The 18,324-nt window shown below is 42.5% G+C and carries 22 protein-coding genes; 1 reads left to right on the forward strand and 21 read right to left on the reverse strand.

Annotated features, from left to right (window positions below):
* Positions 1–15: 15 nt before the first annotated feature.
* The 6 genes from MOC09_RS06735 to MOC09_RS06760 form a co-directional block, all read right to left on the reverse strand.
* Positions 16–219: a DUF2768 domain-containing protein gene (locus MOC09_RS06735; protein ID WP_268359861.1), complete on the reverse strand. Its 204-nt coding sequence runs from the start codon at positions 217–219 to the stop codon at positions 16–18.
* A gap of 336 nt (positions 220–555) precedes the next feature.
* The gene (locus tag MOC09_RS06740) at positions 556–1,593 is read right to left on the reverse strand and encodes an NAD(P)H-dependent glycerol-3-phosphate dehydrogenase (RefSeq protein ID WP_268369982.1); all 1,038 of its coding nucleotides are present in this window, start codon (positions 1,591–1,593) and stop codon (positions 556–558) included.
* Positions 1,594–1,610: 17 nt separating this feature from the next.
* Positions 1,611–2,921, reverse strand: a complete 1,311-nt coding sequence (gene der / locus MOC09_RS06745; RefSeq protein WP_268359859.1) for a ribosome biogenesis GTPase Der — start codon at positions 2,919–2,921, stop codon at positions 1,611–1,613.
* A 154-nt stretch (positions 2,922–3,075) separates the two neighbouring features.
* Positions 3,076–3,270: a capping complex subunit for YIEGIA gene (locus tag MOC09_RS06750; RefSeq protein WP_268359858.1), complete on the reverse strand. Its 195-nt coding sequence runs from the start codon at positions 3,268–3,270 to the stop codon at positions 3,076–3,078.
* Positions 3,267–4,160: a YIEGIA family protein gene (locus tag MOC09_RS06755; RefSeq protein WP_268359857.1), complete on the reverse strand. Its 894-nt coding sequence runs from the start codon at positions 4,158–4,160 to the stop codon at positions 3,267–3,269. The genes MOC09_RS06750 and MOC09_RS06755 overlap by 4 nt, the downstream gene beginning before the upstream one ends.
* Entirely contained in the window at positions 4,157–4,756 is a 600-nt protein-coding gene (locus MOC09_RS06760) for a hypothetical protein (RefSeq protein WP_268359856.1), read from the reverse strand. The genes MOC09_RS06755 and MOC09_RS06760 overlap by 4 nt, the downstream gene beginning before the upstream one ends.
* Positions 4,757–4,833: 77 nt before the next feature.
* Here MOC09_RS06760 and MOC09_RS06765 point away from each other — a divergent pair, with 77 nt between their 5' ends.
* Positions 4,834–4,965 carry a YpzI family protein gene (locus tag MOC09_RS06765; RefSeq protein WP_268359855.1) on the forward strand — a complete coding sequence of 44 codons (132 nt, stop codon included), beginning with the start codon at positions 4,834–4,836 and terminating at the stop codon, positions 4,963–4,965.
* A 41-nt stretch (positions 4,966–5,006) separates the two neighbouring features.
* Here the strand turns inward: MOC09_RS06765 and fni are convergent, their stop codons facing one another.
* From fni to MOC09_RS06840, 15 genes are all read right to left on the reverse strand, one after another.
* Positions 5,007–6,056 (reverse strand): type 2 isopentenyl-diphosphate Delta-isomerase, encoded by a 1,050-nt coding sequence (fni, locus tag MOC09_RS06770; RefSeq protein ID WP_268369984.1) that lies wholly within the window; start codon positions 6,054–6,056, stop codon positions 5,007–5,009.
* 12 nt (positions 6,057–6,068) lie between these two features.
* A complete protein-coding gene (rpsA, locus tag MOC09_RS06775; RefSeq protein ID WP_268359853.1) occupies positions 6,069–7,217 on the reverse strand; it encodes a 30S ribosomal protein S1 in 1,149 nt (382 codons plus the stop codon).
* A gap of 231 nt (positions 7,218–7,448) precedes the next feature.
* The gene (gene cmk, locus MOC09_RS06780) at positions 7,449–8,123 is read right to left on the reverse strand and encodes a (d)CMP kinase (RefSeq protein WP_268359851.1); all 675 of its coding nucleotides are present in this window, start codon (positions 8,121–8,123) and stop codon (positions 7,449–7,451) included.
* Positions 8,124–8,201: 78 nt separating this feature from the next.
* Positions 8,202–8,378: a YpfB family protein gene (locus MOC09_RS06785; protein ID WP_268359850.1), complete on the reverse strand. Its 177-nt coding sequence runs from the start codon at positions 8,376–8,378 to the stop codon at positions 8,202–8,204.
* A gap of 44 nt (positions 8,379–8,422) precedes the next feature.
* Complete coding sequence (locus MOC09_RS06790; protein WP_268359849.1) at positions 8,423–9,076, reverse strand: flagellar brake domain-containing protein; 654 nt, start codon at positions 9,074–9,076, stop codon at positions 8,423–8,425.
* A 96-nt stretch (positions 9,077–9,172) separates the two neighbouring features.
* Positions 9,173–10,525, reverse strand: a complete 1,353-nt coding sequence (gene ypeB, locus MOC09_RS06795; protein ID WP_268359848.1) for a germination protein YpeB — start codon at positions 10,523–10,525, stop codon at positions 9,173–9,175.
* Between the two features lie 35 nt (positions 10,526–10,560).
* Positions 10,561–11,472: a spore cortex-lytic enzyme gene (sleB, locus tag MOC09_RS06800; protein WP_268359846.1), complete on the reverse strand. Its 912-nt coding sequence runs from the start codon at positions 11,470–11,472 to the stop codon at positions 10,561–10,563.
* A gap of 150 nt (positions 11,473–11,622) precedes the next feature.
* The gene (prsW, locus tag MOC09_RS06805) at positions 11,623–12,279 is read right to left on the reverse strand and encodes a glutamic-type intramembrane protease PrsW (protein ID WP_268369986.1); all 657 of its coding nucleotides are present in this window, start codon (positions 12,277–12,279) and stop codon (positions 11,623–11,625) included.
* Positions 12,280–12,398: 119 nt separating this feature from the next.
* The gene (locus tag MOC09_RS06810) at positions 12,399–13,373 is read right to left on the reverse strand and encodes a YpdA family putative bacillithiol disulfide reductase (RefSeq protein WP_268359844.1); all 975 of its coding nucleotides are present in this window, start codon (positions 13,371–13,373) and stop codon (positions 12,399–12,401) included.
* A gap of 110 nt (positions 13,374–13,483) precedes the next feature.
* Positions 13,484–14,758, reverse strand: coding sequence for an NAD-specific glutamate dehydrogenase (gene gudB / locus MOC09_RS06815; protein ID WP_268369987.1), 1,275 nt, complete (start codon positions 14,756–14,758; stop codon positions 13,484–13,486).
* 158 nt (positions 14,759–14,916) lie between these two features.
* A complete protein-coding gene (locus tag MOC09_RS06820) occupies positions 14,917–15,501 on the reverse strand; it encodes a genetic competence negative regulator (protein WP_268359841.1) in 585 nt (194 codons plus the stop codon).
* Between the two features lie 158 nt (positions 15,502–15,659).
* Complete coding sequence (locus MOC09_RS06825) at positions 15,660–16,439, reverse strand: metallophosphoesterase (protein WP_268369988.1); 780 nt, start codon at positions 16,437–16,439, stop codon at positions 15,660–15,662.
* An 84-nt stretch (positions 16,440–16,523) separates the two neighbouring features.
* The gene (locus MOC09_RS06830) at positions 16,524–16,967 is read right to left on the reverse strand and encodes a YpbF family protein (RefSeq protein ID WP_268369989.1); all 444 of its coding nucleotides are present in this window, start codon (positions 16,965–16,967) and stop codon (positions 16,524–16,526) included.
* Between the two features lie 66 nt (positions 16,968–17,033).
* Positions 17,034–17,762 (reverse strand): LysM peptidoglycan-binding domain-containing protein, encoded by a 729-nt coding sequence (locus MOC09_RS06835; RefSeq protein WP_268369991.1) that lies wholly within the window; start codon positions 17,760–17,762, stop codon positions 17,034–17,036.
* On the reverse strand, positions 17,713–18,315 hold the full coding sequence (locus MOC09_RS06840; RefSeq protein ID WP_268369993.1) for a CPBP family intramembrane glutamic endopeptidase: 603 nt from the start codon (positions 18,313–18,315) through the stop codon (positions 17,713–17,715). The genes MOC09_RS06835 and MOC09_RS06840 overlap by 50 nt, the downstream gene beginning before the upstream one ends.
* Positions 18,316–18,324 lie beyond the last annotated feature (9 nt).

Below are 18,324 nucleotides of genomic sequence, written 5' to 3' on the forward strand. Positions count from 1 at the left end.
CTTCCTTTTACAGCTTTATTCATTGACAGGGCCGCTGAATACAACGACAAACACAATGATTCCAGATATGAGCATACATATGTAAGCGAACGACGAAACAGCAATCTTCAAAAAACGGTTTTTGAACTTAAACCGGCTTAAATAGATGGAAGCAACAGCCAGAAACATCAGACCCATGGACCCAAGTGCAAACCACATTTTCATCAATGCCAGACTCAATGACCTGCGCCTCCCCGATATGTATGATGTAAGCGTTATATTTTATTTTAATATACAGCGCCGGAAAAGATCAACCAGTTTTTCCATCCTTTGATAGAACAAAAAAACTGAAGCAAAGAGGGGGACCTTCGCTTCAGTCAAATTGACTATATTCACCTGCACGTTTAAGAAACACTCTCTTGGACTTCGATGCTATAGTATGCGACTTGGCATACAGATGCATCCTCTATTGCCTAAATCGGCAAAATGTTTCAGGAGATCCCAGACTTGGGTGTTCTTCTGTTTTTCGGGCTTACGTTCAATTAAGATATGCGTCCTTGCATACGATTGACACTTTTACTTCACTTGATTTTCAAACGTATTTACCAGATCCTCCATCTCGTGGGTCTTCCCTCTTGCCATTAAAGATTCAACAGCCGTTTCCACCTTTTGTCCGTTGAATAAAACTTGATGAAGGGCTTCTGTTATCGGCATTTTCACATCATATTTCTCCGAAAGCTGGTAAGCCGCTTTTGTCGTGCGGACGCCTTCGACTACCATTCCCATCTCTTCAAGAACGTCTTCAAGCTTGTACCCTTTTCCGAGCAGATTGCCGGCACGCCAGTTTCTTGAATGAACACTTGTGCATGTAACAATCAGATCGCCTACTCCTGTCAATCCGGAAAACGTCAGGGGATTCCCGCCCATTTTCGTTCCGAGTCTCGCGATTTCGGCAAGCCCGCGTGTAATCAAAGCAGCCTTGGCATTGTCGCCATACCCTAAACCATCTGTAATTCCTGCGGCAAGGGCTATAATATTTTTTAATGCCCCGCCAATTTCAACTCCGATAATGTCAGGGTTTGTGTATACCCGGAAATTGTGATTAATAAATAAATCCTGCACCTCTTCTGCTGCCCGCATGCTTTTTGAAGATGAAGTAACGGTCGTCGGATGCCGCAGCCCCACTTCTTCCGCATGGCTCGGTCCGGAAAGGACAACAATATCTTTTCTGACACCGCTTGGGAGCTCAATTTCCATAATCTCAGAAATGCGCAGGAGCGAATCAGGCTCTATGCCCTTGCTGACATGAACAAAGACTGCCTTTTTCGTTATAAAAGGCACAGCCTGTCTCAGCACTTCCCGAATCGCTTTTGTCGGAACCGCAACGATTATGAAATCTGCATCCGAAACAGCTTTTCCAATATCCGTTGTTGCCTCTATTGATTCAGGAAGCTTGACGTTCGGCAAATAATCCTTATTTTCATGCAGATCATTGATTTGATGAATCAAATCTGCACGGTGCCCCCACATGGTTACATCGTGATGATTATCAGCTAACACTAAAGCCAGTGCCGTCCCCCAGCTTCCCGCTCCGAGCATTGTGACTCTTTTCATATTTGCTTCACACCTTTTTATTTTCTAGCTCTTGCAAATATTTTGATTGGTGTCCCTTCAAAACCGAATGCGTCTCTGATTCGGTTTTCTAAAAACCTTTCGTACGAAAAATGCATCAATTCCGGATCGTTTACAAACACAACGAAGCTTGGCGGCTTCACTGACACTTGAGTCGCATAATAAATTTTCAAACGAGAACCGTTATGAGTCGGCGTTGGGTTCATTGCCACAGCATCCATGATGACATCATTTAAAACATTCGTTTGAACTCGAAGTGAATGGTTTTCGCTTGCCTTGATAATTGCAGGCATTAGCGTATGAATCCGTTTTTTCGTTAAGGCTGACATGAATAGAATTGGCGCATAATCAAGAAATTGAAAATGATCGCGGATATTTTCTTCAAATTCCTTCATCGTGCTTTCATCTTTGTCAACAGCATCCCATTTGTTTACGACAATCACGACAGCCTTGCCCGCTTCGTGTGCATAACCGGCGATGCGCTTATCCTGTTCAATAATCCCTTCTTCGCCATCCAGCACAACTGCAACGACTTCGGAGCGGTCGATTGCTTTCAGCGCTCGCAGCACACTGTACTTTTCAGTCGTTTCATAGACTTTTCCTTTTTTTCGCATACCGGCAGTATCGACAATGACAAACTCCTGCTGGTTGTACGTAAATGACGTATCAACCGCATCTCTCGTCGTTCCTGCCACGTTGCTGACAATGACGCGCTCTTCGCCGAGCATTGCATTCACAAGTGAGGACTTTCCGACATTCGGGCGTCCGATCAAACAAAATTGAACAACTTCCTCATCATATTTCGTTTCAGGAATGTTTTTAAAATGCTCTGCAACAGCATCCAGCAAATCCCCCAGCCCGAGTCCGTGTGTTCCCGATATTGGATATGGCTCGCCAAAGCCAAGCGAATAAAAATCATAAATATTCGCTCTCATTTCTGTGTTATCCAGTTTATTAACTGCCAAAACAACAGGCTTTTTTGTGCGGTACAAAATTTTTGCTACTTCTTCATCAGCAGCTGTGACGCCTTCACGGCCGTTCACCATAAAAATAATGACGTCCGCTTCATCCATGGCAATTTCAGCCTGCTGGCGAATCTGCGCTAAGAACGGTTCATCACCGATATCAATACCGCCAGTATCAATCAAATTAAAATCATAATTCAGCCATTCAGCCGAGCTGTATATCCGATCCCTTGTCACACCAGGGGTATCTTCTACTATTGAAATTCTTTCTCCCGCAATCCGGTTAAAGATTGTGGACTTTCCTACATTTGGTCTCCCGACAATGGCTACGACAGGTTTACCCATAGTACCCTTCCTTTCGATCCAGCCGCTTTCATTTTTACATAAATTTTCAACCGGTTAATTAAAATCATTTCATTCACGTTTATGAAAAGAAACCCTTCAGAGGAAGGGCTTAACTCATTTATTATATCAGTTTTTACTGGGATCACAACTATTCTTAAAAATGTTTCACGATCAAATATACGTCATCCCCGATTCTGTGCGCTATTCCGTCAAGGATTGCCTCAAGGTTTTTAGCGAATAGCTCCATCTCCTTTTGGTCATTGCAAAAAAAGACGGGAGCTCCTCCCCCAGCCCGGTTTCGGTTCGTCGTGATCACAGACAAAATCACTTTTGAGAGAGACTCGCTCATCCTATCACCTTATCCTGTTTTTTGATAAACTCCGTCGGCATTCTGATCGCGTTTTCTAAAGTTGGAACATTGCTGATAATCTGAACAGCCGTTTCGGGGTGGTGAATTTGCGGCAGAACAAAGACTGCCACCCTCCCGTCATTTAGATCCCGTTTGGCAATAGGTGTCAGAGACGGCTCGCCTGAGTCCCGATAAACCCCGAGCACATTAGAAACATCAAATAATATGGCCTGGCGCTGCCCTAAGTTGGCAATCGTCGCTGCTGAATTAAAGTTTTTTGGCGTTAAAATAAATCCCATGCCATGCTTTAAAATCAGCTCCTGTTTCTCCGGAAGCCCAATATTCATCATATAAATAGTATCAACAAACAGTCCCGGTCCGTCAAAGTGCGGCTTTATGTACTCGATGTCTACAATATCCTTCAACACACTGCCCGACATAAATTTCATTGCCAGTAAAAAACAAACAACAGCCGCTACAACTGCGGCCCAAATGGATAAAAACACATACGCAGAGGTTGTCAAAAGCGCTGTAAAGATCACGATATAATTTCTGCTTTCAAACGCAATGGCAATTCCCTCAATATATGTGCTTCCTCTTGAGACAAGCTCATACGAATCCATTTGCGTCAGCGTGTTCCGCTCCATGTTTCGGACATCTCTAAATTGCGTCGCAGCCAACGTTAAAAATGTGATGGCCGTAAATTCCTCCTGCAAAAGCGCCGGCATAATAATCGCCCCTAAACCGGCTGCTATCAGCCCTAGTGCGATATGAATGACTTTCCCATGAACATAGGTCGGGTACTGGCGATAGTCCGTTTTCAGCATATAAAGCCGTGTTGCGACACCGGCAATGACCCCAGCAATAATCGGATAGATGTAATCACTCATGACATTTTGGTAGCTCCTTTGTTTGATCTTTTGCTTTTTTGACCAATCTGGCTTGCAAGCTGTTCGTATTTGAATATGCCAAACAGCAATATCATGCCTGCAGAACACGCACTCAACCATTGAAAGCCGCCGACAGCCAAAGTCCCGGCCAACTTCTGAATCACAAACGAATATACCAGTTCGCCTTGGCACATCCCCAGCACAAACAAGGTAAGCTGCTTCTCAAAATCCCTTTCAACTGAAGCTGTCAAAAGCACTATTAATATAACGGCAACCCACTCAGGTTTTATAATGAACCAAACCGGATCATATAATGCAAAAAGATAAACAAACGCATACCCGGCAACTAGCGTCAGAAAGACCATGAGATAACGAAAACGATACATCCCCAAATGCCCGGCATAAATACACCCGCAGATGAAAAACATCATATAAGCAGCATTCAATGAAAAAGATAAAGTGATGTCATGTATGCTTAGGATCATATTAGTCAAAATAAAGACAGAAACGGCAAATCGCCTTTTCGTCTTTTCAAAAATAAAGGTTGTCAGAATCCACAGAAACCACATTGACCAATAGTAATAAAATTGTTCCATTTTGCTTCCTCCATACTCCCAGTATGGAGCCCGAGCGCTTTTTTTAAACAATTCATCTTACATTAAGGAGCATGATTATGGGAAAAGACAGACAGGAGAAAAAACTCAGAGCTTCTGGCAGAGTCGAATCAGACCGTGACCAGTCTATTCACTATGACGGAGCGACAAGTCTTGAACAAAACGGAAGATTCAAAAAGCGAAAATCATAAAACAAAAAGCCCAAAACGCATAAGGTTTTGGGCTTTTTCATTTATCGCACACTATAGCCGGACGTATCGATCCTTCTCTCTGTAAGCCAGTGATGGGTTTCACCTTTGATCACGAGAGGCGCTTTTTGCAAATCAGCAATGGTTCTGGCGCCCAGCACGGTCATAATCATTTTTAATTCCTCAAGAATGAACTGAATCTCCTCAAACAGTCCTTCCTCCCCGCTGTCAGTCAGGGCTTTTAAAAAATGTCCTGCCATTCCGGTGCAGGATGCTCCTAGCGCAATTGCCTTTGCCACGTCAAGCGCATCCTGCAGGCCGCCGGACGCAATCATTGTGCTTGCGGGAAATGCAGAGCGGATTTCCGCCAAACTTGCAGCTGTCGAGATGCCCCATGAATTAAAAAAGGTGATTTGCCGCTGTCTTCGGAGATTTTCGATTTTCGAGAAATTTGTCCCCCCGTAACCGCCAATATCAACAGCTGCAGCACCAGCTTCATACAGCTTCCCTGCTGACTCTTTGCTCATCCCGAAGCCGACTTCTTTCACAATGACCGGCACACTGATTTGGCTGCAAATTTGTTCAATGCGGTTCAGAGCGCCGCTAAAGCTTCTGTCCCCTTCAGGCATCACAATTTCCTGAATTACATTCAAATGAATTTGCAGCGCATCTGCTCCAATCATCTCAACGGCTTCCTTTGCCTGATCAGCTGTCGCCTCGCTTCCCAGGTTGGCAAAAATCACCCCGTTAGGATTTTCCTTTCGAACGATTTCGTACGAAAAACGCTCTGAGGGATCTTTTAACGCTGACATTTGGGATCCGACAGCAAGAGGTATTCCAGCCTGACAAGCCGCCCGCGCAAGCGATTTATTAATTTCATATGTAAGTTGTCCGCCGCCGCCTGTCATTGCATTGATAAAAATCGGCGAACTGCTTGAAAGTTCGCCGATTTTTGTGGATATATCTACTTGTTCTAATGCAAGATCGGGCAGACTGACATGAACAAACGTAATATCATCAAGCCCCGTTTCCCGCTTTTGGCCGGTGGAAAGGGCATGATTGATGTGTTGTCTTTTCCGTTCTGCTCGAGTCACGTTTATCACCAATTATTTTAGTTTATTCAGCTTATCTCCAATCAGATCTCCAAGCTGGAAGCCAGTGCTTGTTTCTTCCTTCGCCTGATATTGACGGTAATCTTCCTGATCGGCTTTAGGCGCTTCTTCAAGTTCACGCATGCTTAACGAAATGCGCTCCTCATTTTCATTCACATCAAGAACCTTCACTTTTACAGTCTGTCCTTCTTCAAGGACTTCATGCGGCGTGCCGATGTGTTTATTGGAAATTTGAGAAATATGAACGAGACCTTCAACACCTGGAAAGATTTCAACAAAAGCCCCGAAGCTCACAAGACGCTGCACGGTTCCTTCAAGCACATCGCCAGGTTTCACTTTCTCGCCGATTTGGCTCCATGGCCCAGGCAGTGTATCTTTGATTGATAATGAAATACGTTCATTATCACGGTCAACCGATAATACTTTCACTTTCACTTCCTGTCCCTCTTCGACAACGTCAGACGGTTTCTCTACATGGGAGTGGGAAAGCTGTGAAATGTGCACAAGACCGTCGATACCGCCGATATCAACAAACGCGCCAAAGTCAGTCAAACGCTGTACTTTTCCATCAAGCACACTTCCAACTTCAAGAGACTGAAGAAGTTCTTGTTTTTTATTCGCTTGTTCACTTTCAACAACGGCACGGTGTGAAAGGATCACGCGGTTTTTATCACGGTCAAGCTCTACAACGAGCAGAGACAGTGTTTTTCCTTTATAGTCAGTGAAATCTTCAACGAAATGCGCTTCAACAAGTGATGCCGGAATAAAGCCGCGAACGCCGATATCAACGACAAGCCCGCCTTTCACGACATCTTTCACTTCAGCTTCAAACACTTCTTTTGTTTCAAACTTTTTCTCAAGGTCTTCCCAAGCGCGGTCTGCATCAACAGCACGTTTAGATAAAATCAAAGCATCGTCTTCCACTTTCGTTACTTTCAGGTCAAGCTCATCGTCTACTTTTACGACATCCGATGCTTTCTCTACATGAAGACTAGATAATTCACTGATTGGAATAATGCCGGACTGTTTGACATTGATAATTTCAACATCCACATGCTTATCCTCTACCTTTGTCACAATCCCTTTTACCACATCTCCAACCTCTGGCACTTGAACATCAATTTGATTCATTTCCTCTGTCATTTGAATAACCTCCTTGGTCCAAACCTACACAGCTTAATTAAAACGGTTTGAAAGCTGAACATATAACATGCCCGCTTTTAGCCGAATATGTATTAAAGAATCATCCAAAAAAGTTTTTTGAATGATCAATAAAAAGTTTTATTAGTATTAACTTCTAATAAAAGGACAGGTTTGTCAAGCAATAACATTCTTTCTTCGTTGAAAAATTCAAAAAAAGTGGCATTCGCCATATCAGCGGGACTTTTGCTCCACAGCCTCGAGGATTTTTTCAGCCACCTCTTGAATTGAAAGAGATGTTGTGTCGATTTCAAGAGCGTCTTCTGCCTTGCGCAGCGGAGATACTTCGCGCTCTGAATCAAGCTTGTCTCTTCTTGCAATTTCCTCAATCAATGTTTCATAGTTGACATCGTAGCCTTTTTTCACATTTTCTTCATAACGGCGTTTCGCTCTCTCCTCAACAGATGCCAAAAGAAAAATTTTCACTTCCGCATTCGGCAGCACGTGAGTCCCGATATCACGTCCATCCATGACGACGCCGCCTTTTTCCCCAAGCTGTTGCTGGCGCTTCACCATTTCTTCTCTGACGCTTCTGTGCTTAGCCGCTATTGAAACTTGGTTGCTGACTTCATCAGTTCTAATAGCTTCGGTAACATCAGTACCGTTAACGAGCACTTTTTGTCCTTCTTTTGTTGTAATCAGTTCAATGTCTGTTCGCTTTAGCAGTTCAGCCAGTTTTTCTTCATTTGTCAGATCAACGTTTTCTTGCAAAGCCGCGTACGTTATCGCCCGATACATCGCTCCTGTATCAATATATATGTACGATTTTTTCTCAGCCACAATTTTGGCAACAGTGCTTTTCCCCGCGGCTGCCGGGCCGTCGATTGCAATCGATAATTTCTTTTCCATAATTCCTCTCCTTGCTCTTTTCTCCTCTATGGATTGTATCACGAACTTTATGAAAAAGGGTGAAAAATTGATGAATAATTAGTGCTTGAAGGTTTCAATTCTATCGTTCCCCTTCATTTTATCCACCCCTTCGTATTGAATCACCTTTGATACATAAGGTTCAATATGCTGGTAGTGAAAAAGAAACTGGACACCAAGTAAAATGATGGCTTGGATGAACAATAATTTGATCAACAGCCTTTCAAATGTTTTCATCGGAGCACCTCCATCACAAATAGTATGGAAGTGTTTGCCGATGTTTATTCCATCCGTGCCTTTCTTCTCTTATTTAATTGGCGACGGATGCAATATTGCAGCAGGAACTGCTGGTCACCTGCTGCAATTCCAGTATACTCGAGAGTCATTTTTCGTTTCCCTGATTTCGGATCATCAAAGACTCGTCTGATAACGGCTTGGGCTTCTACTTGACGAGTGTTTTCCTCTTCAGAAAGACTGATGATAAGGCGCAATGACTCCCCAGGTTGAAAAGAACGTTGATCAGCTAAAATCACGGCAATGCCGCCTGCACTGATGTTATAAGAAAGTGTGCGGAACTCTTGTTCATTTTCCGGCTGAATTTTCACATCCAATACCGCATCAATTCTTACATACTGGCGGCGCTGGATTCGTTTCATTTTTTCACGGGGAGGCACTTCAAGACAGACCATTTGAAGTTTGTCCTTCACTTTGCCTTTTACGCGGCTTGTAAAGCGGTAAGGAACTTCGTCTTTGCCCACAAACTCTACTGTTACTTCCATATCATTATGTAAAATCACAGTACGCCCCGTAAGTACATCTACAGGGTACGCAATCAAAAGCTCATTGTTCTCGATGCTTACTGCCTTACTCTTTGTCTTTTTTATTTCATGATCTTCTATATATTCTAAATGTACATTTTCCCCAATCTCTATCATTGACTTCACTCTTTCGTATTCAATATACAACTCACATTTTTATTAAATCATGTAATGAAAAAAAGGAAAAGACATTTAGTCCTTTCCTCCCGTTTTTTATAGGTCTTTATATATAGGTTCGGCATTTTTTAGTTTTTCAACCTTTTCTTCCGATCCATCTTTGGCATTTATATACATTCTGAATGTGTCATTTTCAATGGTGCCGAGCATTTCATAGCACAACACTTCTTGGCCAACTTCATTTGTAATTAAAGCGAGCCTTGTTTCTCTCACTTGCACATTTTTATTTAATTTAGATTTTGCTTCTTCTTCCCTAATGGCTGGCTTAGCTATGTTTCTTTTTCTGTGGGATGTTAGAAAGTCTCTTGCTGAAAAACCGACAACCTCCCCGTCATCTAAGGCCACTTTCATGCGAATCGCCTCTGGGTACATCCGGATATTATTTTCAACAGGAACATATGAAAAGACGCCGATTTTATCATATTGGGCACTTTCATCAATTTCCAAATCCTCTGTTTCAAATCCATTTTTCTTTAAAAAGGCGAGTGCGCGGTTCGATCCGTCATTCAAACTGATTTTCTGATTTTTCACTTCTCTGTTTTGGATCAAATATACCGGATGCCCGCCCTTTTTGGTGATATCCATATAAATTGCTGCTTTATGGTCCGGGTCTTTCATGCTGATGCTATATACATCGCGATTGGTTTTTTTACCGCTCTTTACCACTTTAATTGAATAATTGTCATCCGGAGCAAAGCGCTCAGCAATTTGTTTGGCTTCCTGTTCAGAAATTTCTTTTCCTTTCAGGTGGCCGAAGCCTTTCTCTTCTTTTTTGGTGCTGGTGAAACTCGGGCCGAGATCTGTTCCAGTGGAGAATGCACCGACATTTTTTTCGACCGTTTTAAAGCTGTTGATAATCGTATTATCACTTTGTTTTTCGTCAGAAGCCAGCGCCATTTCTACATCCATCCAGCGAAGGTTTTTGCTCATGACAAGGTGCTGAACATGACGCAGTTCATTTTGTATATCTTCGGATTGCTGATATAGCTTATTTAATGATGTATACTCTTGTTTATCAAGCGGCTTTTGGTCTAAATCTCTGACTGACGTTTTATAACTGAAATCTCCGATCTTAGATAAGAGCTCCTCAGTTTTGTTAAACGGCATTAATGTAAGCGGCAGCTGACTGACACTGTTATGTGCTTCAGATGTAATCCTCCACACATCAATCAATGCAGGTGACAGTGATTTTTGGCTGTTCATAGCAAGTGTTGTTCCGATTTTATCATGAAGCTGATCCATCTGATAGGTAAGTTCATGAAACGCCCGCTGATAGTTATTTTCAGCATGCAGAAGAACTGCGTCTTTTTCCTGGTGCTCTTTGTATCCCCAGTAGCTTGTACCGACAATTGCAATACCGAGCACGGCGATTAAAATTCCTCTGATCATTTATCACACCTCTTTTTATGCTTTCTCATGTCCTGCTACTCACAGAAAATGTGTTTACCGATTCTTTTAATCTGCGGACGCCCCCAAATCCATGGACTTGTAGCTGTATCCGGGTTAAAGTAGTACAGCGCTTCCTCTGATGGGTCCCAGCCATTGATGGCATCCATCACTGCTTCTCTGGCCGTTTCATTCGGCTGCATGTAAATTTGCCCGTCTGCTACTGCTGTGAAGGCAAGCGGCTCAAAAATAACTCCCGCCACTGAATTTGGAAATAAAGGGCTGTTCAAACGGTTCAAAATGACTGCTGCAATCGCAACCTGGCCCTCGTACGGTTCGCCCCGGGCTTCGCCATAAACCGCCTGAGAAAGCAGCCTGATATCATTGTTGGAAAATCCGCCGGGCATGTTAGCTGCTACCGCATCCTGCTTTCTCGCTTTTGCAGGTGTATTGTTTTGCTGTTGATTTGCTTTAGGCTGCTGCGTTGTTTTTTCTGCAGGCTGTTTCTGCCGCGCTTCCGCTTGCTGCCTAGCTTTTTGTGTTGCTGCTTTTGACGGTTTCGTCTGATACTTCAGCGGAATTTTTCCGTAATGCGTGAATGTATTCCCTTTATTGAGCTGTTCCATGACATATTCACGATAGTATTTTGATTTAGATATTAAGGTTTGCTTTGTTTTAGCTCCTACAAGGCCGTCAACCTCTTTTAACCCGAATTGATCCTGAAAATTTCGAACTGCCCAGTACGTTCCCCATCCATAAACCCCGTCAATTTTTCCGTTATAATATCCGTTGTATTGAAGACGCGCCTGAAGTTCGACCACATCATCCCCTGTTGCCCCTCTTTGAATGACTTGATTCGAAAAGGCAGAAATGGTTTCAGTATTGATAAACGTCGTTATTGTAAAGGAAAAAAGGATGAGACATGCCATAATCGATCCTTTGGACTTCATCTTTTCAAGCCTCCTACTGCAAATTTTTAAGTGTAATCGTATTTTCTGTAACGAGGTTAATTTTATACACTCTTTCCTTGTTATCCCTCAGAGCATAAAATCTCATATGAAAAATCAGCACAAAAAAGCCGCACGGTTTCTGTGCGGCTTCTAGACTTGCATCATATTAACGGAACGGGCTTTTTTCGCTTTACGTAAACCAAACCACCATAAAAATAACATAAATGGAAACATATAATAAATCCAATTGCTGAGGGCTGTCAGAATAAAATCATACGATCCATGCAAAAGTGACGGGAGAGCTAAAGAAAGAATAAGCCACTTCACACGCGCCTTATCAGCGGAAAAACGGGCTTTCCCAAGATAAAATCCCATAATAACGCCTATCAAAGCATGACATGAAACAGGCAGCAGAGCTCTGACGAATGCATGCTCCACACCGTGGCCGATTAAGTATAAAATATTCTCAAGGGTTGCGAAACCGAGGGATACACTTGCCCCGTACACAATCCCGTCATAATGCTCATCAAAATGGGCGTGCGGATATACACTGACCATCAGAATAAACCATTTTAACGATTCCTCCAAAAACCCTGACGATAAAAAAGAAACGAAATAGCTTCCGCCTCCCACATTCTCTTTTTCAAGCACGTACTGGATAAACATCGTGGGAAATACAAGAACAACCCCTAGAAAAAACGAGCGAAGCACCATATGTACAGGTTCATTGTCATACTGATCTTTTAAATAAAAATAGCTTAACAGCGCGATGCCGGGAGCAATTCCTGCAGAGATGATTGCAAACATCAGGCAACCTCTTTCCTTTATATTCCTAAGTCTATCCTACCATGTTGTTTATGATTTTACATCTGTCTGCACTTAAAAAAACAGAAAGAGCATACGAATTCATCATATGCTCTCCTTCTTCAATGATTTTCTCTTTTTGCGATTTCCGCTGCGATATGTCCCCCGTGAAATCTGCCGTTTTCAATAAATATCTCATTTGCATTGTTCCCCGCCGCAATAACCCCGGCGATAAAAACACCTTCAACGTTCGTTTCCATCGTTTCTTCATTGAAAAACGGACGCCCTGTTGCTTTATCAATTTTAACTCCTATTTTTTCAAGAAATTGATGGTCAGGATGATAGCCTGTCATGGCAAATACAAAATCATTTTTAATGGTGATGAGCTCCTTCTCGCCTGAGCGGAAGACAACCTCATCCTCGGTGATTTTTTCGACACAAGCGCCAAATTCCATACGGATTGTTCCGTTTCTGACGAGCGATTCAAATTCCGGCAAAATCCATGGCTTAATGCTTGGCGAATACTCATTGCCCCTGTATAAAACTGTGACTCGCGCTCCAGATTTCACGAGTTCGAGTGCAGCATCTACGCTTGAATTTTTCCCGCCGATGACGACGACATCTTTATCAAAGTACGGATGGCCTTCTTTAAAATAATGGAATACTTTCGGCAAATCCTCACCGGGTACGTTCATATAGTTTGGATGATCATAATAGCCTGTGGCAATAATGCAATAAGGCGTCGTATAAGTCCCTTTTGATGTCTCTATAACGAATGTATTGTTTTCTGCCTTCGTCACTTTATGCACCATTTCAAACGCATTTACACGGATGTTTTTCCGTTTGACGACCTCCCGGTAATACGACAAAGCCTGAATTCTGACTGGCTTTCTGTTTTCCGTAATAAATGCTACGTCTCCGATTTCAAGCTTTTCACTTGAGCTGAAAAAGGTTTGATGCGTCGGATAATTGTAAATGCTGTTAACGACATTGCCTTTTTCGATGACGAGGGCATCAATGCCAATTTGTTTTAGGTGGATGGCAGCAGATAGTCCACAAGGTCCTCCGCCTATAATAATTGCTTTTTCTTGAATCATTTCCGTCAACTCCTGCGATTGGCATTTCACTTCATATTTTTCTATTTCCGAATAAAAAAAATCTCCTATTTTATCATAGGAGATTTTTTATTTTTATGCAAATCATCAACTTATATCCAGCCTCTAAAACGCGAAGCTTCAGCCATTTTGCGTACGCCGACCATATAAGCGGCGAGTCTCATGTCAATTCTTCGGTTATTAGCCATCTCATAAATATTGTTAAATGATTTGACCATCATTTTTTCTAATTTTTCTTCTACCTCTTCTTCACTCCAGTAGAAGCCTTGGTTATTCTGAACCCATTCAAAATAAGAAACCGTTACGCCGCCGGCACTTGCCAGCACGTCTGGCACAAGCAGAATGTCCCGGTCTGAAAGAATTTTTGTTCCTTCAAGTGTTGTTGGACCGTTTGCTGCTTCGACGACTATTTTAGCCCGGATATTATGGGCATTTTCTTCTGTAATTTGATTTTCAATCGCAGCAGGAACGAGGATATCACAATCCAGCTCCAGCAGCTCTTGGTTCGTAATAGTATCGTTGAAAAGCTTTGTTACAGTACCGAAGCTGTCACGTCGGTCGAGTAAATAATCGATATCAAGGCCCTCCGGATCATAAAGCCCGCCATACGCATCTGAGATGCCGACAACCTTTGCTCCCGCATCGTGCATAAATTTCGCCAAATAGCTTCCGGCATTTCCAAAGCCTTGGACCACGACACGCGCACCTTTAATATCGATGCCTTTTTTCTTAGCCGCTTCTTTAATACAGATGGTTACACCTTTTGCAGTCGCAGATTCTCTCCCATGAGATCCGCCAAGCACAAGCGGCTTGCCTGTAATAAATCCAGGCGAATTAAATTCATCAATTCTTGAATACTCATCCATCATCCATGCCATGATTTGTGAGTTTGTAAATACATCCGGCGCCGGCACGTCTTTAGTCGGGCCGACAATTTGGCTGATTGCTCTGACATACCCTCTGCTCAGACGCTCCAGCTCTCTAAACGACATATCCCTTGGATCACAAACAATTCCGCCTTTACCACCGCCATATGGAAGATCAATTATGCCGCATTTTAAACTCATCCAAATAGAAAGCGCCTTCACCTCTTTTTCTGTTACGTTCGGGTGAAAACGTATCCCGCCTTTCGTCGGACCGACAGAGTCATTGTGCTGCGCACGATAGCCTGTAAAAATCTTTACTGAACCGTCGTCCATTCGAACAGGTATTTTTACCGTTAATAATCTCATCGGCTCCTTTAACAGTTCGTATACCTCTTCGGGATATCCTAATTTCTCCAGAGCCTTATGTATTACGGTTTGAGTTGATTTTAATACATCAAGTTTGTCCTCTTCTGTATGACCGGTGTTTCGATCGGCTGCCATTTGAGTTAACCTCCTAGAATCTTCTGTTTCTCACATGCTCCCTTTCAGAGAATAGTATACACCTTCATATCACCTGTGCATAGAATAAACGTTATGTTTTTCCATGTTTTTTAATGAAAAAAACTGCTGTAAAATCAGCAGTTTTTTCCGATGCGTTCTTATGAAAAATGAGTCTGTATCGTTTCAACGGCATTACCGTCCATAATAAGCTTGCCGTACTCTTGCAGGCGATAAATCGTTAAAGTTGTCGGATTGCCGTATTCAGCGAGAACCGACACAATCCCCTCAGCCGTATGTGAGCCCAGGTCTTCAAGGCTTAAAAAGTAATGTCCGTCATAGTGGTAGACAGTTCCCCCTGTGATACCGATTCGCTGTAAGCTTTCTGAAAGCTGAATGATATCTTCAAAGGAATGGAATTGATAAATGATGTCTGCACTTTCATCAAGCTTGACTTGCATTTCGATGTAATCATCATCATACTCATCGTCTTCTGAATCGGTGTCTTGATTCTTTGTTACGATCACAACCATCCCTTGTGCTTGGAGAGAATACACTTCCACTGCAATCGGTCCATTCGCTTCAAAGCCGAGCTCTGTATTAGCTTCATTCATCATATCTTTAAATAACTGGTGGACTTTAAATGAGTCCTTCCAGAGGTCTTCTTTTGTCAGTCCCCGGTCTGTCAAATCATCGAGGGTTAAAAAGATTTTGATCTTATTATAATTCAGACGCTCAAGCCGCATAACGTTCCCTCCTGCCTCTACTTGCACACAAATCATATAACACATTATATGAGATGATGAGTCATAGGTTCTTAATTGTTATCAGTTTACACTGAGTTCACTAGTAAGACAAGCACAATGCAGTTTTTATTCCTTTATGGGTTTTCGCATTTGAAAAGTTATTCTGGCGCACATAGAGTCACAATATGTGTTTCCGGCTCAGCCCCTAAACGAAGAGGCACTTTTGTGGTGCCATATCCGTTGCTGATCAAATACGCCGCATTTTTCACAATGCCTGTTTTTCCGAGTTCATACGGGCCGAATTTTCCAAATCTGATCTGGCCGCCATGGGTATGTCCGCTGAATATCACATCAATTCCGTCAGCTTCGTTGATTTGCTCGTGGATCTCCGGGTTATGACAAACCAGAATATTCAGCCGGCTGTTATCGAGTTCTTTGATGGCTTCCTCATAATGATCCATCTCCATCCTGATATCATCAACTCCAGCTATCGCGATCGTATGGCCATTGTACGAAAACGGAACTGACTCATTCCTCAGGCTGATAACGCCGTACGCTTTGAATATGGAATACAGCTTATGCTGTCTGACTTCATAATCATTATTTCCCCAAACAAACACGACAGGAACCCCAAAATCCGTGAGCCTTTTGATGTTTTCCTCGATTCTTGTGCTGGGCACTCCTCCCTCAGCTAAATCACCACCAATTATAACCAATTGAGGGGCATGGCTTCGTGCTTTTTCTAAAAGAGTCTCATCAATGAGACGTTTATGAATGTCCGAAATAAAAAAGATTGTAAGGGGCGGCTTGCCCTTCATTTTTGGCAAATGAAACGTATGCGTTTTCAGATGGTTGCCTTTTGCCACTGAGTACATTTTTGCCGTCATTGCCGCTGCTGCCACAGTTATCACACCGGCAATTTTCACTGATAGCTTCATAAAAACTCTCCATTCTTTTTAGAACTTATCAATAAGACGGACAATAAAAAAAGACGTTTCTATCGTTTGAGAAAACGCCCCATTTTATTTACTTTCAAAATACAGATTAATGTCATATTTGTGCTTCATCATGTAAAAAACAGACTCTCTCGCCTTCCTTTTTTCCGGCTGCGGCCACAGATCAGTGCTTTTCTGAATAATTTCACATCTCAGCTTATGGAAATCGCCCTCAGCTTTATCTTCCTTTTTCTTAAAATAATATGAAGTGCAGTATGCAAAAGCGGTTGCCATCAGCCAAAATAAATAAAAGGTATGGCTAAGTACTTCTTGAAGAACGAGTTGGGGCGCCGGGCTTTTGATCATGATCATCAGACATAATAAGCCCAGGCAAATAAGCGAAGTCCATCGCCATCTGCGGCATTGTGCTGCATAATTTTCGAATTTTTGTTTTCGTTTCACCAGCGCTTTGAGCATCTGTTTGGTCGGCGCGTCTGTAAACTGATCCAGCTGATTCCATAAGGATTCCATACGCTTCACACCTTGTCCATTTTCATTGCTACAATATATGAACGGAACACAAAAAAAATGCCCTATTCATCCATCAAGGGGGATGTCCAAAACTTGTCCGGTGTAAACATCATTTCCATTCAGATGATTATATGCGCGAATTTTTTCTTCTCCCGACCGGCTTTTATAATATTTCATAGAAATGCGGTATAGCGTTTCTTTCTTTTGGACGGTATGCTTGACAACGCGTTTCGGCTCAGCTTGAACTGGTTCAGCCGGCTGCTGTTCTTGCGGTGCTGCTGTTTGTTGGGAAGAGGAAACAGCCGCAGTGGTTGCTTCCTCCTTATTTGTCGAGTCTTCTTTTTCCGCTACAGCAGGCTGTTTCTTATCAGTTGTTTTTGTCGGCTCTTTTGCCTTTGTATTCTCAGACTTTTTTTTTGACTCTTGCTGCAGTGCGGTCTCTTTGGTGTCTGCGGTGTCTTTTTTATCCTCTGATTTTGGTACAATCTCGTATTTGCTTTGACTGCTGTCGATAAAAACATCCTCATAATCGTCATGATTATCCGGATGGCTTTTTAGATAAAATAAGGTGACTAAAACGATAACCGGCACAAAAACAAATAAAACAGCGAGTACTGTGAATAATGGCGTTTTTGTTTTGCTTTGCTTTTTTTTCTGTTCTCTTTTATTTTTTACAGATTGTCTTGTCGGAAGGCTTTCTCCATCGTCATCGACATAATCATCCGCCAATGCGGCGTTTTGATCTTCATAAAGATTCTGGGCTTTTCTTCTCTCTACTCTCGACATGTTCGTCATGTTTATCCCTCCTCACATGTTCAAAACGAATCTGACAGGCAAACACGGCATCGATGATAAAATGCGCCGTCACCGGCACGAATAAGTTGCCGGTCCATTCATACATCAGACCGAGCAAAAAGCTGATTGCTGTCACCATGAAAAATAACAGCCATTTAGACAAATACCGAAAATGCAGAACGGCAAATACAATGCTGGCCGCCCATAGACCGATATGAGTCTGCAGCACTCCTCTGAATAACATTTCTTCCGCGAAAGCAATCAGAAGCGTTAAAAATATAATATGAGGGATTGACCTCTTACTGAATATTTTTTTATTGATTCCGCCGTCATCATATAAATGAGGCGGGCACCATTTCATCACGGCCATATCGGCTAAAATAACAATAACTGCAATAGAAATACCATACCAAATAATTCGCATATCGTGAATATCCCAGAGCTTTAGTACGTCTCTTACGTCCGCAAAAAAGAATAAGCCCGTTACTGCTGAAGCGATGATGATCAAAAGCTGCGTCAAATATAACTGCTTCAGCATATCACGATCAGACATTTGCTGTAT

This window comes from Bacillus sp. N12A5, assembly GCF_026790125.1.
Classification (GTDB): Bacteria; Bacillota; Bacilli; order Bacillales; family Bacillaceae; genus Bacillus.

What these genes read in the sequence shown, in the direction of transcription:
- der (WP_268359859.1), bottom strand. Translation starts at nt 2,921, where the DNA reads ATGGGTAAACCTGTCGTAGCCATTGTCGGGAGACCAAATGTAGGAAAG.
- rpsA (WP_268359853.1), bottom strand. Translation starts at nt 7,217, where the DNA reads ATGACAGAGGAAATGAATCAAATTGATGTTCAAGTGCCAGAGGTTGGA.
- MOC09_RS06785 (WP_268359850.1), bottom strand. Translation starts at nt 8,378, where the DNA reads ATGAAAACATTTGAAAGGCTGTTGATCAAATTATTGTTCATCCAAGCC.
- gudB (WP_268369987.1), bottom strand. Translation starts at nt 14,758, where the DNA reads ATGGCAGCCGATCGAAACACCGGTCATACAGAAGAGGACAAACTTGAT.
- MOC09_RS06820 (WP_268359841.1), bottom strand. Translation starts at nt 15,501, where the DNA reads ATGCGGCTTGAGCGTCTGAATTATAATAAGATCAAAATCTTTTTAACC.
- ypeB (WP_268359848.1), bottom strand. Translation starts at nt 10,525, where the DNA reads ATGATCAGAGGAATTTTAATCGCCGTGCTCGGTATTGCAATTGTCGGT.
- MOC09_RS06760 (WP_268359856.1), bottom strand. Translation starts at nt 4,756, where the DNA reads ATGGAACAATTTTATTACTATTGGTCAATGTGGTTTCTGTGGATTCTG.
- MOC09_RS06835 (WP_268369991.1), bottom strand. Translation starts at nt 17,762, where the DNA reads ATGACGAACATGTCGAGAGTAGAGAGAAGAAAAGCCCAGAATCTTTAT.
- prsW (WP_268369986.1), bottom strand. Translation starts at nt 12,279, where the DNA reads ATGTTTGCAATCATCTCTGCAGGAATTGCTCCCGGCATCGCGCTGTTA.
- MOC09_RS06790 (WP_268359849.1), bottom strand. Translation starts at nt 9,076, where the DNA reads ATGATAGAGATTGGGGAAAATGTACATTTAGAATATATAGAAGATCAT.
- cmk (WP_268359851.1), bottom strand. Translation starts at nt 8,123, where the DNA reads ATGGAAAAGAAATTATCGATTGCAATCGACGGCCCGGCAGCCGCGGGG.
- MOC09_RS06755 (WP_268359857.1), bottom strand. Translation starts at nt 4,160, where the DNA reads ATGAGTGATTACATCTATCCGATTATTGCTGGGGTCATTGCCGGTGTC.
- MOC09_RS06830 (WP_268369989.1), bottom strand. Translation starts at nt 16,967, where the DNA reads ATGGAATCCTTATGGAATCAGCTGGATCAGTTTACAGACGCGCCGACC.
- MOC09_RS06840 (WP_268369993.1), bottom strand. Translation starts at nt 18,315, where the DNA reads ATGTCTGATCGTGATATGCTGAAGCAGTTATATTTGACGCAGCTTTTG.
- MOC09_RS06740 (WP_268369982.1), bottom strand. Translation starts at nt 1,593, where the DNA reads ATGAAAAGAGTCACAATGCTCGGAGCGGGAAGCTGGGGGACGGCACTG.
- MOC09_RS06825 (WP_268369988.1), bottom strand. Translation starts at nt 16,439, where the DNA reads ATGAAGCTATCAGTGAAAATTGCCGGTGTGATAACTGTGGCAGCAGCG.
- MOC09_RS06765 (WP_268359855.1), top strand. Translation starts at nt 4,834, where the DNA reads ATGGGAAAAGACAGACAGGAGAAAAAACTCAGAGCTTCTGGCAGAGTC.
- MOC09_RS06750 (WP_268359858.1), bottom strand. Translation starts at nt 3,270, where the DNA reads ATGAGCGAGTCTCTCTCAAAAGTGATTTTGTCTGTGATCACGACGAAC.
- MOC09_RS06810 (WP_268359844.1), bottom strand. Translation starts at nt 13,373, where the DNA reads ATGATTCAAGAAAAAGCAATTATTATAGGCGGAGGACCTTGTGGACTA.
- sleB (WP_268359846.1), bottom strand. Translation starts at nt 11,472, where the DNA reads ATGAAGTCCAAAGGATCGATTATGGCATGTCTCATCCTTTTTTCCTTT.